Annotated in this window: 22 protein-coding genes, 1 tRNA gene and 1 riboswitch; of the genes, 15 read left to right on the forward strand and 8 right to left on the reverse strand. The window is 42.1% G+C overall.

The window, feature by feature from the left end; translation table 11 throughout:
• Positions 1 to 13: 13 nt before the first annotated feature.
• From INF20_RS00935 to INF20_RS00965, 7 genes are all read left to right on the forward strand, one after another.
• Positions 14 to 619 carry a trimeric intracellular cation channel family protein gene (locus INF20_RS00935; protein ID WP_226384519.1) on the forward strand — a complete coding sequence of 202 codons (606 nt, stop codon included), beginning with the start codon at positions 14 to 16 and terminating at the stop codon, positions 617 to 619.
• A 45-nt stretch (positions 620 to 664) separates the two neighbouring features.
• Positions 665 to 1,204 carry a chromate transporter gene (locus INF20_RS00940; RefSeq protein WP_226384612.1) on the forward strand — a complete coding sequence of 180 codons (540 nt, stop codon included), beginning with the start codon at positions 665 to 667 and terminating at the stop codon, positions 1,202 to 1,204.
• Entirely contained in the window at positions 1,201 to 1,725 is a 525-nt protein-coding gene (locus tag INF20_RS00945; RefSeq protein WP_226384520.1) for a chromate transporter, read from the forward strand. Before INF20_RS00940 ends, INF20_RS00945 begins: the two co-directional genes overlap by 4 nt.
• Positions 1,716 to 2,186, forward strand: a complete 471-nt coding sequence (locus tag INF20_RS00950; RefSeq protein WP_226384521.1) for an NUDIX domain-containing protein — start codon at positions 1,716 to 1,718, stop codon at positions 2,184 to 2,186. Before INF20_RS00945 ends, INF20_RS00950 begins: the two co-directional genes overlap by 10 nt.
• Positions 2,187 to 2,212: 26 nt before the next feature.
• A complete protein-coding gene (locus INF20_RS00955) occupies positions 2,213 to 2,692 on the forward strand; it encodes a peptidylprolyl isomerase (protein WP_226384522.1) in 480 nt (159 codons plus the stop codon).
• Positions 2,693 to 2,775: 83 nt separating this feature from the next.
• Complete coding sequence (gene cysK / locus INF20_RS00960) at positions 2,776 to 3,699, forward strand: cysteine synthase A (protein ID WP_318959498.1); 924 nt, start codon at positions 2,776 to 2,778, stop codon at positions 3,697 to 3,699.
• Positions 3,696 to 5,543, forward strand: coding sequence for an MBL fold metallo-hydrolase RNA specificity domain-containing protein (locus INF20_RS00965; protein WP_226384524.1), 1,848 nt, complete (start codon positions 3,696 to 3,698; stop codon positions 5,541 to 5,543). The genes cysK and INF20_RS00965 overlap by 4 nt, the downstream gene beginning before the upstream one ends.
• Positions 5,544 to 5,648: 105 nt before the next feature.
• Here INF20_RS00965 and INF20_RS00970 read toward each other — a convergent pair whose 3' ends face one another.
• Genes INF20_RS00970 through INF20_RS00980 form a run of 3 tightly spaced genes read right to left on the reverse strand, consistent with a single transcriptional unit; the run spans position 5,649 to position 8,048 of the window.
• Positions 5,649 to 6,947 carry a hypothetical protein gene (locus INF20_RS00970; RefSeq protein ID WP_226384525.1) on the reverse strand — a complete coding sequence of 433 codons (1,299 nt, stop codon included), beginning with the start codon at positions 6,945 to 6,947 and terminating at the stop codon, positions 5,649 to 5,651.
• Between the two features lie 29 nt (positions 6,948 to 6,976).
• On the reverse strand, positions 6,977 to 7,477 hold the full coding sequence (locus tag INF20_RS00975) for a GNAT family N-acetyltransferase (protein ID WP_226384526.1): 501 nt from the start codon (positions 7,475 to 7,477) through the stop codon (positions 6,977 to 6,979).
• A gap of 34 nt (positions 7,478 to 7,511) precedes the next feature.
• Complete coding sequence (locus INF20_RS00980) at positions 7,512 to 8,048, reverse strand: transcription repressor NadR (protein WP_226384527.1); 537 nt, start codon at positions 8,046 to 8,048, stop codon at positions 7,512 to 7,514.
• Between the two features lie 82 nt (positions 8,049 to 8,130).
• Here INF20_RS00980 and INF20_RS00985 point away from each other — a divergent pair, with 82 nt between their 5' ends.
• Together INF20_RS00985 and INF20_RS00990 are read left to right on the forward strand one after the other, a co-directional pair.
• Positions 8,131 to 9,183: a PTS transporter subunit IIC gene (locus INF20_RS00985; protein WP_226384528.1), complete on the forward strand. Its 1,053-nt coding sequence runs from the start codon at positions 8,131 to 8,133 to the stop codon at positions 9,181 to 9,183.
• A 199-nt stretch (positions 9,184 to 9,382) separates the two neighbouring features.
• Positions 9,383 to 11,503 carry a hypothetical protein gene (locus tag INF20_RS00990; protein ID WP_226384529.1) on the forward strand — a complete coding sequence of 707 codons (2,121 nt, stop codon included), beginning with the start codon at positions 9,383 to 9,385 and terminating at the stop codon, positions 11,501 to 11,503.
• 97 nt (positions 11,504 to 11,600) lie between these two features.
• On the opposite strand, the gene INF20_RS00995 is transcribed toward INF20_RS00990, so the two are convergent.
• Together INF20_RS00995 and INF20_RS01000 are read right to left on the reverse strand one after the other, a co-directional pair.
• Positions 11,601 to 12,044, reverse strand: coding sequence for a threonine/serine exporter family protein (locus INF20_RS00995; RefSeq protein WP_226384530.1), 444 nt, complete (start codon positions 12,042 to 12,044; stop codon positions 11,601 to 11,603).
• Positions 12,041 to 12,826 (reverse strand): threonine/serine exporter family protein, encoded by a 786-nt coding sequence (locus INF20_RS01000; protein WP_226384531.1) that lies wholly within the window; start codon positions 12,824 to 12,826, stop codon positions 12,041 to 12,043. The genes INF20_RS00995 and INF20_RS01000 overlap by 4 nt, the downstream gene beginning before the upstream one ends.
• Positions 12,827 to 12,990: 164 nt before the next feature.
• On the opposite strand from INF20_RS01000, the gene INF20_RS01005 reads away from it, so the two are divergent.
• Genes INF20_RS01005 through INF20_RS01020 form a run of 4 tightly spaced genes read left to right on the forward strand, consistent with a single transcriptional unit; the run spans position 12,991 to position 16,826 of the window.
• Positions 12,991 to 13,698 (forward strand): pseudouridine synthase, encoded by a 708-nt coding sequence (locus INF20_RS01005; protein WP_226384532.1) that lies wholly within the window; start codon positions 12,991 to 12,993, stop codon positions 13,696 to 13,698.
• 28 nt (positions 13,699 to 13,726) lie between these two features.
• Positions 13,727 to 14,662, forward strand: a complete 936-nt coding sequence (locus INF20_RS01010; protein ID WP_226384533.1) for a YdcF family protein — start codon at positions 13,727 to 13,729, stop codon at positions 14,660 to 14,662.
• 57 nt (positions 14,663 to 14,719) lie between these two features.
• Complete coding sequence (gene uraA, locus INF20_RS01015; RefSeq protein WP_226384534.1) at positions 14,720 to 16,000, forward strand: uracil permease; 1,281 nt, start codon at positions 14,720 to 14,722, stop codon at positions 15,998 to 16,000.
• Positions 16,001 to 16,049: 49 nt separating this feature from the next.
• Complete coding sequence (locus tag INF20_RS01020) at positions 16,050 to 16,826, forward strand: PhzF family phenazine biosynthesis protein (protein WP_226384535.1); 777 nt, start codon at positions 16,050 to 16,052, stop codon at positions 16,824 to 16,826.
• 37 nt (positions 16,827 to 16,863) lie between these two features.
• On the opposite strand, the gene INF20_RS01025 is transcribed toward INF20_RS01020, so the two are convergent.
• The 3 genes from INF20_RS01025 to INF20_RS01035 all read right to left on the reverse strand — a co-directional run bounded on the left by INF20_RS01025 (position 16,864) and on the right by INF20_RS01035 (position 19,935).
• Complete coding sequence (locus tag INF20_RS01025) at positions 16,864 to 18,081, reverse strand: alanyl-tRNA editing protein (protein ID WP_226384536.1); 1,218 nt, start codon at positions 18,079 to 18,081, stop codon at positions 16,864 to 16,866.
• Between the two features lie 398 nt (positions 18,082 to 18,479).
• Positions 18,480 to 19,682, reverse strand: a complete 1,203-nt coding sequence (locus INF20_RS01030; protein WP_226384537.1) for a hypothetical protein — start codon at positions 19,680 to 19,682, stop codon at positions 18,480 to 18,482.
• Between the two features lie 164 nt (positions 19,683 to 19,846).
• Positions 19,847 to 19,935: transfer RNA gene (locus tag INF20_RS01035), tRNA-Ser, on the reverse strand.
• A 139-nt stretch (positions 19,936 to 20,074) separates the two neighbouring features.
• A riboswitch (SAM riboswitch) is annotated at positions 20,075 to 20,177 on the forward strand.
• A gap of 69 nt (positions 20,178 to 20,246) precedes the next feature.
• On the opposite strand from INF20_RS01035, the gene metK reads away from it, so the two are divergent.
• Together metK and INF20_RS01045 are read left to right on the forward strand one after the other, a co-directional pair.
• Positions 20,247 to 21,413: a methionine adenosyltransferase gene (metK, locus tag INF20_RS01040; RefSeq protein WP_226384538.1), complete on the forward strand. Its 1,167-nt coding sequence runs from the start codon at positions 20,247 to 20,249 to the stop codon at positions 21,411 to 21,413.
• A gap of 96 nt (positions 21,414 to 21,509) precedes the next feature.
• A complete protein-coding gene (locus tag INF20_RS01045; RefSeq protein ID WP_226384539.1) occupies positions 21,510 to 22,844 on the forward strand; it encodes an aspartate kinase in 1,335 nt (444 codons plus the stop codon).
• Positions 22,845 to 22,879 lie beyond the last annotated feature (35 nt).

Genomic DNA, 22,879 nt, shown 5'->3' on the forward strand with positions numbered 1-22,879 from the left:
AGGGAGCGCCGCAATGGAAATACTCTCATTTATGGAAATTGTAGGTACAATTGCCTTTGCAATTACGGGAGCCCTTACGGCAATCAAAAAAGACCTGGATTATTACGGTATCTGTTTCCTTGCGGTTATAACTGCCGTGGGAGGCGGTATAATCCGAGATCTTATCATAGATAGGGATTTACCGGTTTCGGTGGACAATCCTGTGTATGTAATTATAAGCCTTGTGACCGCACTGGTGGTAATTCTCTTTTATAAGAAAATCCTGCGTATGGAGAGTCTTATTACTTGGTGTGATGCCTTGGGATTGGCAGCATTTACAGCTATTGGAGCTGATGCTGCAATAACCAGCGGTCATGACGGATTATTTGTAATAATAACCCTTGCCATGCTTACGGGTACAGGGGGAGGCGCCATCAGAGATGTCTGTGTAGGTAAAGTCCCTTTCGTATTTGAAAAGGAAATTTATGCCGTGGCATCTCTTATCGGAGCATTGGTCTATGCTGCGGCAATTCATTACACCGATGAGATTACTGCAATGTACATATGCTGTGGGGTTACATTTGCAGTGAGGATGATAAGTTTTAAAATGGATATACATCTGGGAAAGGTTTCAAAATAGATTATGGAGAACTCAAAGACACCGAGCCTTTTCGCACTGTTCTGGATGTTTCTTAAGATAGGTCTTTTCACTATCGGAGGCGGGCTTGTTATGATTCCGCTAATATCCAGAAAAGTGGTGGAGGAAAAGAAGTGGATAACCGAGGAGGAAATGCTGGACTGCATAGCATTGGGTCAGTCACTTCCCGGAGTAATAGCCATAAATTCAGCAGCATATGTGGGATATAAAAAACGAGGTGTTAAGGGCGGCATAATGGCGACATTAGGGGTTACCGTACCTTCCCTGGTGATTATAATAGCCCTTGCCAATGTTATAAACGCCGTAAACGATAATCATTTCGTGCAAGGCGCGATGGTAGGAATCAAGGCCTGCGTAGTGGGACTTGTTATCTGCGTTGCCTATGATTTGGGTAAAAAAACATTGAAAAATGCATTTCAGTGGGTAATGGCTGTAGCTGCATTTATATGCGTAGCAATTTTCAATGTTAATGCCATAATAGTGATAATATGTGCAGCCCTGGCCGGTATCATATATTACAATGTGATTAAAGCCAAGGACTTTGAAGAGAGGGGGAAGTCTGAATGACAGAAAGCCTCGCTCTTCTCTTTATCCTATTTTTTAAAATAGGAGCCTTTAGCTTCGGGGGCGGTCTTGCAATGCTCCCGGTAATATTTCAGACAATATCCGAGCACGGTCTGATGACGGCAGGAGAGTTTGCAAATTTGGTGGCTATAAGTCAGGTGACACCGGGGCCTGTGGTGGTAAATGCCGCAACATATGTGGGCTTTAATGTGGCAAGTTTTGCCGGCTCACTTTCGGCAACTATAGGTGTTACACTGCCGGCTCTTGTCATATGCATGACAGCTACTAAATTTTTAGACAAATTTAAGGAAAACCGTATTATAATGAATGTAATGAAGGGTATACGACCGGCGACCATCGGACTGGTGGCATCCGGTGTTATCTTTCTTGCGCGGGAAATGACATTTGCCCCAATACCGCTGATAATTTTTGCCGCGACGGTCGTTATGTCAGGCAAATTTAAGATAAATCCTATAGTTATAACTCTGATCATGGCAGTAGCAGGAGGTTTATTATGTGGGTAGGCGGAGTAAGAGTAATAGTGTTCGACGATGATGACAGACTGCTGATGATAAGACAGCATCACGAGGACAGAGACATATGGATGGTGCCGGGAGGCGGCATCGAAGAAGGAGAAACCGCCGTGGAGACTGCGGTAAGAGAAATGAAAGAAGAAACAAACCTCGATGTTGAAGTGGGCCGTATGGTATGGCATGTGGAGGAAGTTGACCCGAGCCGTCCAGAAAGAGGTCAGAGGTTCGTTAACTTTTTCTTGGCTAAAATAGTAGGCGGTGAACTTAAGATGGGTGCTGATCCTGAATTTGACAGCAAACATCAGCGAATCAGAGAAGTAAGATTTGTTTCCCAGGAAGAAATGCAGGAACTGGAAAACGTATTTCCTCCTCAGCTTAAGGATGAACTGTGGTATCTGAAATATACTGACTATGTGGATAATGAAGTGTTCAGATTCCGCGAATATATATAATATAAATGACGAAAAGGAGAAGACAGATGAAAACATTTATCATAGAAATGGAAAACGGCGATGTTATGAAAGGTGAGCTTTATCCCGATGTTGCACCGATAACTGTTGAAAATTTTGAAAAACTTGCAAACGAAGGATTTTATGACGGCCTGAAATTTCATAGAGTTATTCCTGGATTTATGATTCAGGGAGGAGACCCTAAGGGCAACGGAACAGGAGGTCCAGGATATACAATTAAAGGAGAGTTCACTATGAATGGACATCCTAACGGACTTCTGCATGAAAGAGGAGTTCTTTCCATGGCAAGGGCTATGGACCCGAACTCAGCAGGCTCGCAGTTTTTCATTATGGTAGAGGATGCTCCGCACCTTGACGGTCAGTACGCTTCCTTCGGTAAAGTAACAGAAGGTATTGAAGCTGCTGATAAAATCGTTTCCGTGAAAACGGATTTTGCTGATTGTCCTCTAGAAGATGTGATAATTAAGACAATTAAAGTAGAAGGTTAATTTTAGCGGCGCGCAGGCTTATGTTTGCGCGCCATATTTACAGTTTGCCTAAAGGTAACACTTTGCAAAGGGAAAGAGAAGGATTGTATATGATTTATGAAAATATGATTCAGCTTATAGGAAATACGCCTCTTATGAAGCTGCCGGATATGGGACAGGGTGATAAGGCAGAAATCCTTGTTAAACTGGAAAGACAAAATCCCACAGGCAGCGCCAAGGACAGGGCTGCATTGTATATGATAAAGGATGCAGAGGAAAGAGGCGTTCTCAAGGAAGGCGGCACAATCATTGAACCTACTTCTGGAAATACCGGCATAGGTCTTGCTGCCATAGCTGCTGTAAGAGGTTACAGATGCATTATAGTTATGCCTGATACTATGAGCGTTGAAAGGCAGAGCCTTATTAAAGCCTTTGGCGCGGAAATTGTACTTACAGACGGAGCCGGAGGCATGGTGGCTTCCATAGAAAAGGCAGAAGAAATTGCTGCTAAAACACCTGGCTCATGGATTGCCGGTCAGTTTGAAAACGATGCTAACTCAAAGGCTCATTACATGACTACGGGACCGGAAATCTGGGATGATACGGAAGGCAAAGTGGATATATTTGTAGCAACGGTGGGCACAGGCGGTACTCTGACAGGTACCGGAAAATACCTTAAAGAAAATAATCCGAAAGTAAAGGTTGTGGCCGTTGAACCGTCTGCATCACCGCTTTTAAGCGGCGGCGAGGCGGGAGCCCATGGTATTCAGGGAATAGGAGCCAATTTTATTCCCGATGTCCTTGACAGAAATGTATATGATGAAGTTATATGCATAACCGATGATGAAGCCTACGAAATGACAGATATGCTTGCAAAGAAAGCAGGAATACTCTGTGGTATTTCATCGGGAGCATCAGTGGCAGCGGCGGTAAAGGAAGCTTTAAAAGTAGAAAACAAAGGTAAAAGAATAGTTGCTGTGCTTACGGATACAGGGGAGAGATATCTTTCGACAGGGGTGTTTAAATGAAGATTAAATTTTGCGGAGCGGCGGCAGGTGTTACAGGCTCGTGTCACCTTCTGACCGTCGGTGAACATAAGATATTGCTCGATTGCGGGCAGTTTCAGGGCGGCAAATCCATAGAAGCCTTAAACTATGAGCCGTTTCCTTTTGATCCGGCGGAAATAGAATGTGTTGTACTTTCTCACGCCCATATAGATCATTGCGGCAGATTGCCTCTGTTGGTTAAACAGGGATTTAAGGGAAATATCTATTGCAGTGATGCGACGGCTCAGCTTTTGGATATTATGTTAAAGGACAGCGGCTATATTCATGAAAAGGAAGCCGAGTGGAAGAATAAAAAGGCTGTAAGAGCAGGAAAGCCGGAAGTGCAGCCCCTTTATACATATAATGATGCCGTTGATTCTCTGAAATATGTATATCCTGTGCTCTATGATCAGCTTATAAAGATAAATGATGAAATAAGCATAGTATTTAATGACGCGGGACATATCCTCGGTTCTGCCATAGTTGAAGTCTGGGCAACGGAAAATGATAAAACATCAAAGATTGTATTTTCCGGAGACTTAGGCGTTACAGGAAGACCTATTTTAAGGGATCCGACTATCATAAAGAAAGCCGATGTGGTTATCATGGAATCCACCTACGGTAACAGAGTCCATCCTCCCGGAAAGGACAGCATTGAAGATCTCATAAACATTATTATCAAAACCGCCAAGAGAGGCGGAAGCGTTGTTATTCCTTCATTTGCTGTGGGTAGAACCCAGGAACTTATATATGAATTTAACAGATTTTACGCAGAAAGACCGGAGTTTAAAGAGGAACTGGATAAACTAAAGGTTTATATAGACAGCCCGATGGCCACCAATGCCACTGAGGTGTTTAAGGCAAACGCTCAGGTCTTTGATGAAGAGGCCAGAGATTATCTTATGAAGGGTGATGATCCTCTGGATTTTCCGGGGCTTAAATTTACTAAATCCACCCAGGAGTCAAAGGCTCTTAATGCAAGTATGAGCCCGAAGGTAATAATCTCTGCCAGCGGTATGTGTGAAGCGGGTCGTATCAGACATCATCTCAAGCACTGTCTGTGGGATAGCAGATGCAGTGTGGTATTTGTTGGATACCAGGCAGAAGGCACCTTGGGACGACTGATTATAAACGGTGCTACAGATGTAACCCTGTTTGGAGAGCAGGTACACATAAACGCTGAAATCTATAATCTTGAAGGTTTTTCAGGGCATGCGGATAGAGATGGACTTTTAGCATGGGTTAAGGGATTTCAGAAGCAGCCGGAACAGCTTTTCCTAGTTCACGGTGAGCAGCAGGCAAAGATGGATTTGGCCGAATCCATCAGACAGGAAACCGGTATGAATCCTACGGTGGTAACTGAAGTATCAGAATACGAACTGGAAACAGGTACATTACTAAGCCACGACGAGCGCATTCGTGAGATGGTCGATGAGGAAATGCTCGAAGCCGTAAGAAAGAGAATATCAGATTTGCATTTTGATATGGAAGATCTTCTTTACAGAGCAAGCCTTTCGGCAAATCGCAGCGATAGTCCTGCAAGACTTGCGGAAATCAACAACAAGCTGTTGGAACTGGAAAAGAGCGCCATGGGGCTCAGCAGCGCTTTGTCCGACGAATCTTTGGATAAAGAGGCTAATGCTTTCGGAGATAAGAAAGAAAATGCTGAATCAGACAGTGCATATGCTAACAGCAATTACGAGTGCCCATACTGCGGCGGTTTTATGAATAAGCAGGAGGACGGCACGTTTAAATGCGACTTTTGCGGATGTACTGCTAAAGAGGATGAAAATGGGCAACTTGAAGTGATTCAGGGTGGAATATAAACAGATAAAACGAAAAGCCGGTCGTGTGTGACCGGTTTTAATTTCGTCATTTTAAATTCAATTCAGTCATTTCGTTAAAAATGACTGAATTGAATTATATACAGTTTAATCTAAGATATTATCATTTTCATCCCAATGGATGCCATTGCTGTCCCAGTAATCTCCTCGGCCGATGCTGTTGTAGTTGCCATGTCTGAAATCGTTTTCCGACCATATGTCGTCATAATCATCTAAAGCAAAATCATCATCATCATCTTCGTCATCTTCTTCATTTTCATCATCTTCGTCGTCATCATCAAGATCATCATCTTCGTCTTCACTTATGTAGTTTCCGCTGGCAATGAAATCTAAGTAGTCGTCAATATCGACACGTATAGTTATTGATGGATCTTCCGTGGAAAGCTGCTCTATATATCTGTAATAGAACTCATCCAGAGTAACATTAAGGCCCATGGAAGCAAGTATTTCGTCATCCAGAGGAGGAAATTGTATAACAGTGCAAAGGTTAGGCTGATAGACTTCCCGGTGAAGAGCGTCATTTGTTTCATAATCCTTGAAATAGGAGTTAAACTTGTCCCTGTCGAACTTATCTGCAAAAATCATTTCAAGATAGTCGCCTAAATCTTCGTCATCAGCAAGTTTTTTGCGTAAGCTTTGATTTATAATATACGGAATATGTTCAGGATTTTGTTCAGCGGTTGCCTTACATAGTTCAGGATAATTAATAACTAATTTTATGTAGTTGTCGTCATCTAAGCATGATTTCAATTCTGAAGGTATATCCTGAAAAATCAACTTATAATACAATTTGTCATTGTCATTTAGCTCAGAAGTATTTTTGTATATTTGTGCCAGGTCATCCCACTCGGATGCGGCATAATTCGGGTCTAAAATGAACATATGTCTAAAGTAAAAATCGATATCTATTGGACGAATAAGAGGGCTTGTGAATTTCTCGTTGAAACCATGAATTGAAATATACAATAATTTAAGATTATCAGCTCTTTCAAACAAGAAGTCATAGGAGTTTTCCGATAGATAATCATCAAGCTCTTCTTTTTGCAAAGTGGAGCAGTTATGTTCAGGAACTACTAGATGATCTACCATATAAATCTTTGCGATAGCTAAAGCCTCTTCGGAACATGATTTGAGATTTTTGAGAAGAACGGAAAAAAAGCCGCTTTTTTCAAACCAGTTCAATTCAGTGCTTCTTTCGATAGAAATAACTAAATCCAAAAGAAATCTTTCAAATTCCACTTGATTATTAGTATCTGTAATCGTACTGCGTGAGGCTACTACGGCCAAGGTTTCGTCAAAAGTTTGAAAATCATTAGTGTTGATTACTTCTTCAAGTAATCTATTTATGTATTCTGTTACTTCCTTTAGATTTGTTCTCTCATTCATATTGCTGTAATGCTCCTCTTGCACTTCTGCTACTTTCCTGCTAGCTCTGTAAGTGTATCGCCTGCTATTCTGTAAACGGTCCATTCATCCATAGGCTCAGCGTTTAAAGAAAGGTAAAAATCGATGCTTGGAGTGTTGCTGTCCAGACACCACCATTCTAATCTGCCGCAGCCTCTTTCCAGGGCGATTTGGGCTAGTTTGGAAAGGAGAGCCTTTCCGTATCCCTTTCCGCGGTATTCAGGCATAACATATAAATCTTCAAGATAGATGCCGGCTCTTCCCAGGAAAGTGGAGAAGTTATGAAAAAACAGCGCAAAGCCGACTTCCGTATCGCCCTCCATGGCAAATATAACTTCGGCTTTTTCACGATTAAAAATCCATTCCTCTAAAGTTGCTTCATCTGCGATTACTTCATCTAAAAGACCTTCGTAGTCTGCCAGATCTTTTATAAATTTCAGTATTAAAGGAACGTCATTTCGCTGTGCGTGGCGAAATGACGGTTTGTTGTTTGTTGTATTTGATTTGTTCATAGCGTGTCCTACCTATTTAAATTCGGAGTGTGAATTACAAAAGTATTCCCTGTTCTTTTAGTTTTTCTTTAATTAAATTAAAAATCTCCTCACTTTTGCATCCGATTCTATGCAGATGGATGCCGCCGGAAATGGTGCTGAGGGGTTTATCGTTTTCTCCGCTGACATCTTTTATAAACATGTCGACTTCATATCGGGAGGAAAGATTCAGCAGGCCTGAAATTTCACCATATATGCTGTGTTCGATAGTCACATCTATAACTGTACCGCCGAAATCAACTATGGTGTAAAGCTCGTCTTTCATCTGCCTGCTGTCGTGTCTGCAGGCAATCATTCCGACATATGGATAGTCGGTATCTGTAGCTTTAATAATATATCCTCGCGGAGTAGAAACTATATCGTGGCCTTCTGCACGCAAAAGAGCCACATCTCCAACTATAATCTGTCTGCTCACTGAAAAATGTTCAGCGAGGGTAGATGCGCTGATTGGTGTATTTGAATTTGTCAGCTGAATAATTATTTCTCTTCTTCTTTCGTTAGTATCCATATGTGCAGTATAGCATATATACATAGCAAATTAAAGGTGTCTTGACACATATATTTACATCTGTTATCATTGTCACGTTAGAGTCAAAAAAGAAAGGTTTAGAACGATGGAAGAAACAGTAGAAAAAAAGCAGAGTTTTTTAAAAAGAAAAGACATAGAATTTTCAGCTAAACGCTATCTGCAGGATGCCCTTTCTGCAATGGCGCTGGGTCTTTTTTCATCTTTGCTCATAGGGCTGATAATCAAGACTATAGGTGAACAGACTGTAAACCTCTTTGGTGAAAATATCGTATCGTCTTTTCTGATGGATACAGGTAACCAGGCGATGGACCTGATGGGAGCGGCTATAGGTGTGGCTGTTGCATGGGGACTTAAAGCGCCACCGCTTGTAATGTTTACGAGTGCGATTACCGGTATGCTTGGAGCAGCTTTAGGTGGCCCTGCAGGATCATTTATCGCAGTTGCAGTCGGAGCGGAATTCGGTAAAGCTGTATCTAAAGAAACTAAAGTCGATATTATAGTAACTCCTGCCACCACAATGCTTACAGGTGGTCTAACTGCAACTCTTGTGGGCCCAGCAGTAGGTGCATTTATGGACTGGCTAGGTGGTCTTATTATGACAGCTACGGAATGGCAGCCTTTTGCCTTTGGTATATTTATTTCAGTTATTGTAGGACTTGCGCTGACAGCACCTATTTCCAGTGCAGCTCTTTGCATGATGCTGGATCTTTCCGGCCTTGCGGCAGGTGCGGCAACTGTGGGATGCTGTGCTCAGATGGTTGGGTTTGCAGCCATCAGCTACAAAGAAAACGGTATCGGAGGTATTGTGGCACAAGGTATAGGAACTTCCATGCTGCAGGTTTCAAATATAATTAAAAATCCGTGGATACTGGTGCCGCCGACCTTGGCAGGAGCCATTATAGGACCGCTAAGCACCTGTGTATTTAAGATGACAAATAACGCCATGGGTGCAGGTATGGGAACTTCCGGGCTTGTTGGACAGATAGGAACTTTCACCGATATGGGATTTTCCGTTACAGTGCTGTTAGAGGTATTACTGCTTCAGATAGCGCTTCCGGTGGTGCTTTCCATCATATTTGACAGGCTGCTTAAGAAAGCAGGTAAAATTAAGGTGGGAGACTATAAGTTGGATTTATAATTGCAATATAAGCGTTTATATCCTTCAAGTAATAAACTGTAAGAGGCGGAATACAAGTTCGTAAAGGGCTTTGTTGTTTCGCCTCTTTTAAATTGAACAAATAACTGTAACTAATGTTAAAATACATAAATAACCTGATATATATGGTATAATCAAGAAAAGAGTTTCTTATTACATACATTGAATGGAGGAAGTCGTTATGAGAGAGAAACTTAAATATACGCCTTTGGCGATAGCCTGCATAGTGACAGATATTTGTCTGTTTATTGGTGTTTTATTCACTTATCTGCCATTTGGTAGACTTAAAAGCGGAAATTATTATTCAGCTTTGGGAGCTACGCAGGGTGGATATCAGTTCGTAATTTATCTTATGATGATAGCGGCGGCTGTAATGATTGCCTTGACGGTATTAAGAATTTTGTATTTTATCATGCGTGAAAGAAAACCGGCGGTAATCATAAGTGCGGCAGCAGGATTTGTAGGAGTGGTGCTGATACTGGCATTCTTCTCTAAACTGACATCAATGCTAATGAATATATCATCGCTGCTTTACGGTTCATCTGTATATTCCGGTGTGATGTCTTCCACTGTATTTATGGTTATTGCGCTGATAATTATTGCAGTGGTTGTAGTCTTTGATGTAATCATATTGCTTTGCATGAGAGGAAACATCAAAGCGGAAGGACTTTGCAAGCTTATGCCTTCTCTTAAAAAGAATGAAATAGGTGTATCTGCAAGGCCTGTAATGATGAATATAGTTGGTGCTTTGATATTCTCTTTGGGCATAGTAGTAATTTATATAAGATTAAGCTCCGGTAATGTCATGGGACTTATCAGTGGAATCGTTACATGGGCGATATTCTTGATAGCGGCCATGGCTGGCATTATAGCCATTGCGATTATGATGTTTATGTTTGATCGCAAATACGGAAGAAACAAGCTGATGTTTATAAATACTATTGTAAACACAGTGCTGGGAGTATTGATTCTTTTGTCGGTACTGATGAATCTGCTTGGTGAAAGCGGAGCATCGGGAGCCTTTAGTCTGATAATACTTATAGTGGCCATAGCGGATGCGGTACTGCAGATAGGACTGATTCTGTGCGTTATGGATGTTATCAAGGTAAAGGGAATGGAAGAATATGTGGCGCAGACGGCAGCAGCTGGCGTTGCAGCACAGCCTCAGTTTGCAGCTGCACAGGTGGAAGTTCAGCCTGTAGCTGAAACAACACAGGCACAGCCTCAGCCAGTGGCTGAAATGCAGTCGGAAACAACACCTGAAATTCAGCCTCAGCCTGAAGTACAAAGTCAGCCTGAGACTGCAGCTGATAATGAACCGACAGAACAGGTGGTAGGTGCAGCGATAAATACAGAGACGGAAAATGTTGTCCCTGTATCCGGTGCAGGAAATGAAGGCGGACAAGATGACGGCGGCGGAAATGATGCAACCATCGAAGCAACTGAAGCTACAGCAGCTAGCACAGCGCCTGCAGCAGAAAAGGAAAAGTTCTTTAAGACAAAGAAGGGCAAAATCACTTTGGGTGCTATCATAGCAGCTGCAGTGATAATCGTAGCTTTGATAGTGTGGGCTGTTTTCTTCAACAAGACAGAAATAGATGCCTTTGAAGATATTCAGATAGAATACACTGGCGATAACGGTCAGGGATATGCTTATGTTTCGGCCGGAGATATTGATTATGATATGAATGAACCAGGTGTAGGCTACTTTGTAAACAGTCTGTACTACGATGTTGAAAATAACGGTCAGTTGAGCAATGGAGATAAGGTAAAGATTACCGTTCAGTACTCTAAAGCAACAGCCGACGGACTTGACATAAAGCTCAAAGAGGAAAGCAAAGAGTTTGAGGTATCCGGACTTATCGAAAAATATGCCAGCGCAGCTGATATAGATCCGGAACTGTACGATAAAGCATATCAGGAAGCCATTGAATCCGCTGAAGATCGTACATACGGAGACAATCAGAGCAAATTCTATAAGGCATATTATGTGACAGAGCAGAGAAGTGACGGTACATACGGCAATAACGATCTGGTATTTATTTTCCAGGAAACTTATGAAACCTATGACATCGAAAGCAAAGGAAATGTCAAGAAGACAAGATACATTGGAATGTACACAAACTTCGATTCAGGCTACGATGAAGACGGATATTACATGTACAGCATGACTCTGACAACACCTGGCACATACGATTATGTGGAAAAGGAAGACGGCATACTGCCTGCTCTTCAGGATGAGTTTAAGAGCTACTTTGATGATTACAAGATAAATATTGAAGAAGTCAATATAAGCATGTAATCTGCGAAATTTAATAACAAAATTAAATAACAAAAATACCGGAAAGTAGATTGGGGCTTTCCGGTATTTTCGTATATACGATATCATCATTGGATTGTCAGTTCCAGTAAATCTTTTTCCTAACAGCCGTAAACAATCGCAGCACGGAACCGACGATAAGTATAGCCAGTGCTATTGAGCCCGCTGTAAAGAATGTTTCTGTACCTATTGCTCCTGCCGTGGAATAATCGGATTCGATGATGGCTGACATTGTGTAGTACATTCCAGAACCAGGCACAAGGGGCAGGATCCCCGGAATTATAAATACCGTTGCGGCTTCCTTTACCTTTCGAGAAAGAATGTCACTTACTATAGTTACTATGCAGGTGGCTACAAAGGCGGCCACTGCCTTTGAGTATCCCATGGTCATAGCTGTCTGATATACAAACCAGGCTATACCGCCGGTGGCGGCAGCCGGAATAATTGCTTTTTTAGGTACATTTACAAGAATACAAAAACCCACGCAGGCTATGAGACCGATTACAAGCTGAAGTATATTCATGAAAATACACCTCCTATGGAATTCCACAATGTGAGGATGATACCGGCTCCTGCAGCAAGGGATACGGCTATGGCAACTGCTTCCGTGAGTCTTGAAACTCCGGAAAGCATATCTCCTGTCAGAAAATCCCTGAGGGCATTGGTAAGCGCGGCGCCGGGCACAAAGAGCATTAAAATTCCTATTATAACAAAATCGTGACCAGTGGTTATTTTAAAAGCTTCCGATACTAAAGCAACAAAGGATGCGACTGCAACGCACACGAAATAATTTATAAAATAACTGATTCCATATTTCGAAAGCAACACCGAAAATAGATAAGTAAGAGTGCCGAGTGCGGCAGCAATAACACAGTCTATAATCTGTCCTCCGAAAAGACCGCAAAAGATTGAAGCGGTCAACGCGGCGCCAATTGATATAATCGGCAAAGGGTAAGCTTTTTTTGCATCTATGGCTTTAGCTTCTTTTATGGCATCTTCCACATCTATATCGCCGTTGACGAACTTTCTTGAAAGGTTATTGATTTCCGAAATTTTAGTTAGATTTGTGGAACGCGACTTTATCGATTTCATATATGTTTTAATGTCACCTTCCTCGCCACCAGAGCCTATAGAAGCAAAGATACCTGTGGGAGTTGCAAATACTTCTACGTATTTTATATTGCAGGCTCGGCATATGCGAGTGATTATTTCTTCAACTCTATATATTTCACCGCCGCTTTTCATCATTATTTCACCGGATATTATAGCTAGCATAAAGCCGCGCTGTTGTCGTTGAGTAATCATTTTTAAACCTCCGTTTTTCTTCGGCTTGAGTATATCACAAGGGTATTTTTGATGTAAAGAATATGATGAAAAGAACAGCACAATATGATAATATGTATAGTGTTGTGTGCCCGTACTAGGGCATATAACGGACAGACAAATTGTTTGTAAAACAGGAGAAAAAAATGAGACTTAACAAATATATAGCAGCCAGCGGAACGGCTAGCAGGAGAAAGGCGGATGAACTGGTATTCAACGGAAATGTCAGAGTAAACGGCATGGTGGTTAAGGAACCTGGCTATCAGGTGCAGCCTGATGACACTGTGGAAGTGAACGGCAGCAGAATTATAGCTAGCGATAAAAAGGTGTATATCGCCATGAATAAGCCATTGGGATATGTAACGACAATGAAGGATCAGTTTGGTAGACCGGCGGTGGCTGATTTGGTTACGGATATTGAGGAAAGGGTCTTTCCTGTAGGAAGACTTGATTACAATACCACAGGACTTTTGCTTCTCACCAATGACGGAGATTTGGCATATAAGCTGACACATCCAAAGCATGAGGTACCAAAGACATATAGGGTGCGCGTAGCAGGATGGCTCTCTGATACTAAGCTAGCAAAGTTGAGAAGGGGTGTTGACATAGGCGGCTATGTGACTGCAAGGGCCCAGGTTAAGGTCGTAAAGCAGATGGAACGATCAACGGTTGTGGAAATAACAATCCACGAAGGCAAGAATAGACAGGTAAGAAAAATGTTCAGAGCTGTAGGTTGTCCAGTACAAGAACTTGAAAGAATTTCCATAGGAGATATAAGGCTCGGCAGATTAAGTCCGGGGCATTACCGAAAGCTGACAAAGCAGGAAATAGATTACCTCAAGAAAAATGTTTAAGAATATATAACGAAATGGAGAAAGATAAATGAGCACATGGAAAAAAGCTCTTTACGGAATAGTTGCTTTTTTAAGCATGGTTGTGGCATTTTGGTGTGCTGCACCGCTGCTTATGGGAGTTATTCATATGGGAATGGTGCTGCCGATGCTGTACGCCTTGGCATTGACCTTTTACTGCCTGCTGTCTTTAAAATATCCCATTGAGGATATTCCGTGGAAAAATCAGCAGGATGCCGAATACAAGGCTGAGGTCGCCATGGCAAGATGTGGCGTGCGTAACAAAAAGAGAAGCCTCAGGATGCCTGTTATCTTTGGAGTAAAAAAGGATAGGCTTGAATCCTTTGATGAGGATTATGATATGCGTGCAACTCCGGGTCTGGTGTTTTCCAGAGAGACCAGAATTAAAATCGACAGAGTTGTATGGATAATTACAGGTCTTTTGGCGATTGTCGTAATCGCTGTATCCGTGCTGATATATACGGGAGCGGATAAATTTGACGGAAATTACGAAGGCCAGACCATAGTGACCTTAGGCGCTAAGATTGAAGGTGACAGACCTTCTGTTTCCTTAGAAAAAAGGCTTGATAAGACTGCTGAGCTGATGAAGGAGTATCCGGAGGCACAGTGCATTGTGACCGGAGGCCAAGGCAGAAATGAAATTATGCCTGAAAGCAGCGTTATGGCTCGTTATTTGGAGGAGCAGGGCATAGATAAAAACAGAATACATGAGGAAAACAAAGCGGTAAATACTAAGGAAAACATGAAGCTTTCAGTGGAACTTGCAAAAAAGGAAGGTTTAAGCACAGACTTTATTACTGTAACAGACGGTTATCATCAGTACAGGGTCAGCAGATATGCGGATAAATACGGCGCAACCACAGAAGGCGAAAGCGTTAAAACCATGCAGGGACTGTGGCTTTCCTCACATTTTAGAGAGGTTATGGCATTTTTCAAGACGCTGTGATTGGCGGATTGACGAAATATATGTAGTATATTTAAGGAAAGAATGAGGAGGAACAGAGTGGAAAAAAAGATTATTCAGGTTAATGAAAGAGTGCCTCTGCTTAGGGGAATACCGCTGAGCATACAGCATACCTTTGCTATGTTCAGTGCATCGGTGCTTGTACCTTGGATGTTTGGTATAAGTCCGTCGGTGGTACTGCTGATGAACGGTATAGGTACTTTGCTGTTTATATTCATGACAAAGGGGAAGGCGCCGGCTTATCTTGGCTCCAGCTTTGCGTTTATATCGCCGACCCTTTTAATTATGTCAAATCCAGATATGGGATATGAATACGCGCTAGGCGGATTTATAGTAACAGGGCTTATACTTATAGCGGTGGCTGTTTTGATAAAGTTTGTAGGCACAAGCTGGATAGATGTGATACTTCCTCCTGCTGCCATGGGTCCGATAATCGCTCTTATAGGACTGGAGCTTGCTGGTTCTGCTGCTTCCAACGGTGGACTTATATTAAGCGATACATATACGCAGATAGATCCTAAATTTGTAGCAGTATTTATCATAACTTTGGCTGTTGCAGTATTTGGACAGGTGCTGTTCAGAGGCTTTGCCGCTGCCATAGCGATACTTATTGCAATAATTGTGGGATATGTGGCAGCCCTATGTTTCGGATTGGTGGATTTTTCGGCAGTAACTCAGGCTTCTGTTATAGAAGTGCCTAATTTCTCAGCACCTAAATTCAGTCTTGATGCCATATTGATTATAATACCCGCTTCTCTAGTGGTTATTTCAGAGCATATAGGTCATCAGGTTGTTACAAGTGAAATAGTTGGAAAGGACCTTCTTAAAGATCCTGGTCTGCACCGTTCCTTGGCGGCAGATGGTATATCCACAACTCTTTCGGGATTTTGCGGAGCTGTACCTACAACAACCTACGGCGAAAATATCGGCGTAATGGCTGTAACAAAGGTTTACAGCGTATGGATTATAGGAGGCGCTGCAGTATTTTCAATGCTGTTGGCATGGATAGGAAAGGCATCTGCTCTGATTCAGACAATTCCTTCTCCTGTAATGGGAGGCGTAAGTTTCCTGCTTTACGGTATGATTGCAGCTTCGGGCTTGAGACTTCTTGTGGATGAAAAGGTGGACTACTCAAGACCGAGAAATCTGGCTCTGACTTCTGTTGTATTTGTAACTGGACTTTCGGGTGCATATATACAAATAGGAAGCGTACAGCTTACAGGTATGGCGCTAGCGACAGTTGTTGGAATGCTCCTTGGACTTATCTTTGCAATAATAGATAAGCTGGGCATCGCCAATGATGCATCGGAAGCAAAATAGATAATATTAACTGATATTTAAAATGAACAGTTTGCATAGGAGGGCACAAATGAAACAGTATGTAGTTGACGCCTTCACAGACCATGTATTTGCAGGCAATCCTGCAGCAGTCTGCGTAATGGATAAATGGCTTTCGGAAGATGTGATGATGAAAATAACATGTGAAAATAATCTTTCTGAAACTGCTTTTACGGTCAAGGAAGGCGATAGATATCATTTAAGATGGTTTACGCCGGGAGGAGAAATAGATTTGTGCGGTCATGCCACTTTGGGAACGGCTTATGTAATCATGAATTTCATCGAGCCTGAACTTACAAAGGTAAGCTTTGACACCATGAGCGGCGAGCTGATTGTGGAAAGAAAAGGCGACCTGTACGAAATGGATTTTCCTGCTTATGAGCTTAAACCTGTAGATGTAACAGAAGATATAGTTGATGCACTTGGTGTAACTCCTAAGGCGGCGTATATGGGTAGAGATTGCCTGTGCATTTTGGAAGATGAATCCCAGGTGAGAAATCTCAAACCGGATATGGATAAGCTGCTTAAAACGGAAGGCCTTCTCATGCATGTAACGGCATCGGGAAAGGATTACGACTGCGTATCAAGATCCTTTGCTCCTAAGCTGAATGTCACAGAAGATCCTGTATGCGGCTCAGGCCACTGTCACATAGTTCCATATTGGGCAGATAGATTGGGACGAAATGAGATAAAAGCTTATCAAGCTTCAAAGCGTGGAGGAGAATTATATTGCACCGTTGAAGGAGAGCATATTTTGATGGCAGGCAAAGCAGCCCTTTACTCTGAAGCGGAAATAAATATCGAATAAAACAAAGGCTCAGGAATATTAAACCTGAGCCTAAATTCTATCTAAGCAGCTTTTCCAATGCGTCTGTAAAGAGCATCATACTATCATAGTCAGGGAAAAGTGCGCGGGCATTGTCCTTTCTACCGCCGCCTTTGCCGTTGTATACACCGGCGTTGTCTTTAACCAGCTTGCCGCAGTCATTGGTACCGTCGGAAAATAGTATAAGGGTGTTTGTGTTTAAATCACCGGCAACCACAAGTCCCTTTATATCCTGAAGTATATTTTTACCGATTTTCATTATATCCTCAGGTGTAAATTCGTCATAAAACCTTGAGATAAAAGGAACTCCTGCACTGAGTTCTTTTTTTATTTCCTCGGTCTTCTGTGAAATCAGCACATTGCGTAGTTTGTTGAGGGTGCTTTTAGTTTCCTCATGTCTTTTTTCCTGTTTTTCTATCTTATCTGTAAGCTCATCAATGCCTGTGGAGTATCTGTTGCTTAAAGCGGTGAGAATGTCATGCTTTGCACGGTAGTCTTCCATGGCTCTTTTACCGGCTTCAAAGTAAATGCGGAACATTCCTTTGTTTTTTTCGACTTTATAGATTTTAAGCAGTCCAATCTGCGCCGTTGATGTAGGATGAGTGCCGCAGCAGGCGACGCAGTCTGCGATTACATCGTCATTTCCTATGGTCACGACACGCACATCTTCATCCACAGCAAGCTCCTTTCGCAAAGGCATCTTTGCTGCTTCTTCTCCTGTGGAAAATTCTTCTGCCTTTACGGGAAGATCCTGCCATATATGTGAATTAACCAGTTCTTCTGCTTCCATGGCCATTTCCCATGTAACCTCGGTAAATGAAGGATCCTTTTCAAGGTTGATGTCTGCAGTCATAAAGTGTTCGCCCATATGAAAGCCTCGGTTTACGCCGCCAAAAAGTTTATACATAGCTCCGGAAAGAAGATGCTCTCCACAGTGTCTTTGCATATTATCAAAACGATGGGGCCAGTTGATACGACATATTACCTTGTCACCCACCTGAAGGTTGTGATTGGAGATTTCATGAATTATAGCATCTCCTGATTCTGATGCATGAGTGACAGGATATGTGGTTTCATCGGAAGAATTTATAAGTGTTCCGATGTCGCTACTCTGACCTCCGCCTTCAGGGAAAAATATTGTACGATCCAAGATAACACCTTTTTCAGTGACATCTGTAACAGTTGCAGTGCATTCGGATAAATATACATTATCATTGTATAATTTTATAGTATTCATACATCAGACCTCCTTGTTACAATATTTTACAAATGGCAGAAACCATTGAAAAATTGTAAAAATGTATTTTTTAAGGGCTAAAAATTTCTGATAATTCACTTATTTGACGCTTAAAAATAATTGCGAACAAACTTGTGGATAACTTGTTGGAAAGGATTTACAAAATCCTTAAACATGTTGAAATTATAAATAAAACGAGGTGTGGAGTTATCCACATGCGGCTTTGGATTAAATTGTATACAATTTGTGTATTTCTGTGGAAAATCACTTAAAGCCTTAAAACATCGGGATTTGTTAGCTGTGAAATAAAAAAGCGAACAAAAGAACATAAGTTGACATAATACATAATGAATAATATTGCGCAACTCATATTTCAAAATAATAAAACAGAGCCATGGCTATAGGTCCATGGCGTCCATAAAGTCAATAAAATCAAAGAAATCACTGCCGATAAATTCATTGATTACGGGTTCTCTGAAGGTAAATTTGCCGGCAATATCAAGATACGGACCTATGGAACTGTCTGTAAGACTGTTTTCCAGCATTCTGATGTTTTCGGCAGTATATGCGGATACAACAAACTGTCCCAGAGGGGTAATGAAATATGTGCCGTATATATCGTTGTTTAGTAAAAATACCGGTTCTTTGACATGGTCGTTGTTGTTTTTAAAAACCATTAAAAGCTTACCGTTTGGATAAAATGTGCAGGTTGTCGGAAGATCCAGCTCCAAAGCTGCACTTGGTGGCACTTCGTCCTCAGCAACATCATATACGGAGATGAATTCTCTTCTTGAAAGTATAAGAGCCGCTTCGCTGTGAGATACCTGAAATGATGATAAAGGCTTTGCATAAATGACTTTGCCGTCGGAAATGTTAAGCTCCGTAGTGCATATATAGTAGTTAAAATCATCGTTTATCAGAGATTCGCACAGATAAGCACCATTATCACCGGTTACGGAATTTCTGAACATAGTGCATGGCGGAAATTCCGGAAATAGATTATGGATGCTCGTGTCGGAAACGCTTTCTTCATGATTATTATGATTACCATTGTCATAAATATATGAAGCTCCGTCAAAGTCCTTTCCGAACACTCTCATCATATAATAGTTGGCAACCTGTATATCTGAAACCATAGGAGTGCATATCTTTTCAACAAGCTCCTGATGTTCTGTTTGATTAAGCTCTGTTGCTCTGTCCAAAACGAACTGATACTCAGACCATTCCTTAGGCAGCTCAACATTCCATTTGATGCTCAGATTGTGATAGTGAGCTACAAGGCTGCAGGCTTCTTTTTCAGTAAGACTAATTTGCTTGCCACCGAGACAATCTATGGTTGTGCGTTCGATGTGACGCATACGAGGCATATCGTAGCCCCAGATGCCGAAATAGTTTTCCAGTCCGTATTCTTCTGTATCCAGATAAAAGAACTGCATCAGCTCGTCACATTCGGCACAGTTTACAACTTCCCAGCGTATGAAAAGACCCATGGCACCCATGAGCCTTGTATCTGTTACATATGAAGATATGAAGCGCTTTTCGCATTCTTCCTTGGGGCGGATGCCGCCCTCAATTACTCTTAAATCTGTTTTGTTAATCATAATGTAATTATAACTTAACAGATGGAAAACTCAAAGAAAATCATTTAAGATTGTGTAATTATACTAAAAAATACGGGCGTAGGTTGAAAAACATAAAAAATATAAAAGTTTTTCGGTTAATATTAAGAAATTAAAATCCGGCACTATATATGCCGGATAAATGTTGGCGGAGACGGTGGGATTCGAACCCACGTGCCCGTTAAGGCTAACGCATTTCGAGTGCGCCCCGTTATGACCACTTCGATACGTCTCCAAATATTGGTTTTGTAGGCTTTCAAAGCCGCCATATAATCATACATTAAACCCATGACAAAATCAAGATATAAAAGTTATTGACAGAGCATAGGCTGTCGTATATACTTAACAAAGTATTTAGAACAACTAAATAAAAATCCTTATTACGAGAGGTGGAGGGAATAGGCCCTGTGAAGCCCGGCAACCTGCGCAGATGCGCAACGGTGCCAAATCCTACAGAATTTTTCTGAAAGATGAGGTATAAACTTGAAGCAACTGGCCTCTTCTTTTGAGAAGAGGCTTGTTTATTTACAATGACGGAGGGAGAAAATGAAAAAACTGTTTACATCAGAATCGGTTACCGAAGGACATCCGGATAAAATCTGTGACCAGATATCCGATGCCATCCTCGACGCAATCCTTACAGAGGACAAAAACGGCAGAGTCGCTGCGGAAACCACTGTTAACACAGGATACGCCATGGTAATGGGTGAAATATCCACAAGCTGCTATATTGACATCCAGAAGATAGCAAGGGATGTAATAAATGATATAGGTTATACAAAAAGCGACTACGGCTTTGACGGTCAGACATGTGCTGTAATTACAGCCATCGACGAACAGTCTCAGGATATTTCCATGGGAGTTGACAAGGATAAGGCAAGCTATGAAGATGATTTGGATTCCATAGGTGCAGGAGACCAGGGACTTATGTTCGGATATGCCTGCAACGAAACACCTGAGCTTATGCCGCTGCCTATTTCTTTGGCTCACAAGCTGGCAAGAAGACTTGCAGAAGTGAGAAAGAACGGAACTGTTCCGTATCTGAGACCTGACGGCAAAACACAGGTTACCGTGGAATACGATGATGACAAGGTTAAGAGAATCGACACGGTGCTGATTTCCACACAGCATGACCCGGAAGCAACAAATGAACAGATCAGAGAAGATATCATCAATCATGTTATTAAAGCCGTTATTCCAGCGGAGCTGATGGACGATGAAATCAAAATCTTTGTAAACCCTACAGGCAGATTTGTAATAGGTGGGCCTCATGGAGATTCCGGGCTTACAGGAAGAAAGATAATCGTTGATACATATGGCGGATACTCAAGACACGGCGGTGGTGCTTTCTCAGGAAAGGACCCTACAAAGGTGGATAGGTCCGCAGCTTACGCAGCAAGATATGTGGCAAAGAATATAGTTGCCGCAGGACTGGCTGACAGATGTGAAGTGCAGCTGGCATACGCTATCGGAGTTTCTCATCCTGTATCAATTATGGCGGATAGTTTTGGCACAGGTAAGGTTTCCGACGAAAGACTGGCGGAAATCATAGATAAGCATTTCGATTTGAGACCGGCAGCGATTATCAGAGATTTGGATCTGCTGAGACCTATCTATAGACAGGTGGCTGCATACGGACATATGGGTAGAACTGATATATATGTTCCGTGGGAAAAGACAGATAAGGCTGAAGAACTTAAAAAGGAACTGTAGAAACGTAGAAATATCTGGAAAAGTTCCCTTTAAAGTGGTATTATATAGCATAAAATAGTAAATATTTAGAATATTTAGCAAAAGGAGAAAAATCAAATGGGAATTAAAGTAGCAAAATTCGGAGGATCATCCGTTGCGGATGCAATCCAGATCGGCAAGATAAAGGAGATAATCGATGCCGACAAGGACATTAAGTATGTTATAGTTTCTGCCCCTGGCAAGAGGTTTGCCCAGGACAGCAAAATAACGGACCTGCTTTATTCCTGTATGATGCATAAAGAGCATAATCTGCCTTACGACCAGCTTTTTCAGGTAATCTGTGATAGATTTATGGCGGTGGAAATGAATCTCGGCGTTAAAGCTGGACTTACCGCGGAATTTGAAGTAATAAAGGAAGCAATCGAAAAGGGAGCGACAGAAGACTATCTTGCCAGCAGAGGAGAATTCCTCAATGCAAAGCTCATAGCCGCATACATGGGAATGGACTTTGTTGACGCTGCAGGACTTATCTGCTTTGACGAAAAGGGCAGATTTCTTGCTGACGAAACCAACGAAAAACTGGGAGCGGAGCTTGCTAAACACGAAAAGGCTCTCCTGCCGGGATTTTATGGAAGTAAGCCTGACGGTAGCATAAAAACCTTCTCCAGAGGTGGCTCTGATATTACAGGTTCTCTTGTGGCAAGAGCCGTTGGTGCAGATGTATACGAAAACTGGACAGATGTATCCGGCTTTCTGATGGCTGACCCTAAGATTGTAGATAATCCGCAGCCTATAGAATCCCTTTCCTACAGGGAACTCAGAGAGCTGTCCTACATGGGAGCCTCTGTGCTTCATGAGGATGCAATCTACCCTGCACGAATAGCAAACATACCAATCAACATCAGGAATACCAATAGACCGGAGGATAAGGGCACAATGATACTGGCAGAACCCGAAAATGTGGAAGACAGAGTAATAACAGGCATAGCGGGAAGCAAAGACTTTACAGTTGTGGCTATGCATAAAAACAGACTTATCGCTGAAAGAGGCTTTGTAAGAAGGCTTGCAGGTATCCTTGAGGATATGGATATCGCCCTTGAGCATCTACCGAGCAGCATCGATTCTGTATCGGTAATTATGTCTAACGACTCCCTTGACGGCAAGGTCGAAGAACTTGTAGAAGAGTTTGACCGTCAGCTCAAGCCGGACAGCATAGAAGTCTTTGACAACATGGCGTTGATAGCAACAGTTGGTTGCGGTATGGCCTTTAAGACAGGTGTATCAGCTAAGCTGTTTACTGCACTGGCAAAGGCAGGAGTCAACATCAGAATGATAGACCAGGGCTCCAGCGAAATGAACATTATCGTCGGAGTGGAAAACAAGGACTTCGAAAAGGCTATACAGGCCATCTATAACGCTTTTGTTGTGGAAGGCAATGTACCGGCGGTATAGCCGTGAGTGGTGACTAAAATAATAAAAGCAAAGAA

This window comes from Gallibacter intestinalis (assembly GCF_014982745.1).
Lineage (GTDB): Bacteria > Bacillota > Clostridia > Peptostreptococcales > Anaerovoracaceae > Gallibacter > Gallibacter intestinalis.

Bases quoted from the DNA above. Each gene is read 5' to 3' on its own strand.
- INF20_RS00935 (WP_226384519.1), top strand. From the start codon at position 14: ATGGAAATACTCTCATTTATGGAAATTGTAGGTACAATTGCCTTTGCA.
- INF20_RS00940 (WP_226384612.1), top strand. From the start codon at position 665: ATGTTTCTTAAGATAGGTCTTTTCACTATCGGAGGCGGGCTTGTTATG.
- INF20_RS00945 (WP_226384520.1), top strand. From the start codon at position 1,201: ATGACAGAAAGCCTCGCTCTTCTCTTTATCCTATTTTTTAAAATAGGA.
- INF20_RS00950 (WP_226384521.1), top strand. From the start codon at position 1,716: ATGTGGGTAGGCGGAGTAAGAGTAATAGTGTTCGACGATGATGACAGA.
- INF20_RS00955 (WP_226384522.1), top strand. From the start codon at position 2,213: ATGAAAACATTTATCATAGAAATGGAAAACGGCGATGTTATGAAAGGT.
- INF20_RS00965 (WP_226384524.1), top strand. From the start codon at position 3,696: ATGAAGATTAAATTTTGCGGAGCGGCGGCAGGTGTTACAGGCTCGTGT.
- INF20_RS00970 (WP_226384525.1), bottom strand. From the start codon at position 6,947: ATGAATGAGAGAACAAATCTAAAGGAAGTAACAGAATACATAAATAGA.
- INF20_RS00975 (WP_226384526.1), bottom strand. From the start codon at position 7,477: ATGAACAAATCAAATACAACAAACAACAAACCGTCATTTCGCCACGCA.
- INF20_RS00980 (WP_226384527.1), bottom strand. From the start codon at position 8,048: ATGTATATATGCTATACTGCACATATGGATACTAACGAAAGAAGAAGA.
- INF20_RS00985 (WP_226384528.1), top strand. From the start codon at position 8,131: ATGGAAGAAACAGTAGAAAAAAAGCAGAGTTTTTTAAAAAGAAAAGAC.
- INF20_RS00990 (WP_226384529.1), top strand. From the start codon at position 9,383: ATGAGAGAGAAACTTAAATATACGCCTTTGGCGATAGCCTGCATAGTG.
- INF20_RS00995 (WP_226384530.1), bottom strand. From the start codon at position 12,044: ATGAATATACTTCAGCTTGTAATCGGTCTCATAGCCTGCGTGGGTTTT.
- INF20_RS01000 (WP_226384531.1), bottom strand. From the start codon at position 12,826: ATGATTACTCAACGACAACAGCGCGGCTTTATGCTAGCTATAATATCC.
- INF20_RS01005 (WP_226384532.1), top strand. From the start codon at position 12,991: ATGAGACTTAACAAATATATAGCAGCCAGCGGAACGGCTAGCAGGAGA.
- INF20_RS01010 (WP_226384533.1), top strand. From the start codon at position 13,727: ATGAGCACATGGAAAAAAGCTCTTTACGGAATAGTTGCTTTTTTAAGC.
- INF20_RS01020 (WP_226384535.1), top strand. From the start codon at position 16,050: ATGAAACAGTATGTAGTTGACGCCTTCACAGACCATGTATTTGCAGGC.
- INF20_RS01025 (WP_226384536.1), bottom strand. From the start codon at position 18,081: ATGAATACTATAAAATTATACAATGATAATGTATATTTATCCGAATGC.
- INF20_RS01030 (WP_226384537.1), bottom strand. From the start codon at position 19,682: ATGATTAACAAAACAGATTTAAGAGTAATTGAGGGCGGCATCCGCCCC.
- metK (WP_226384538.1), top strand. From the start codon at position 20,247: ATGAAAAAACTGTTTACATCAGAATCGGTTACCGAAGGACATCCGGAT.
- INF20_RS01045 (WP_226384539.1), top strand. From the start codon at position 21,510: ATGGGAATTAAAGTAGCAAAATTCGGAGGATCATCCGTTGCGGATGCA.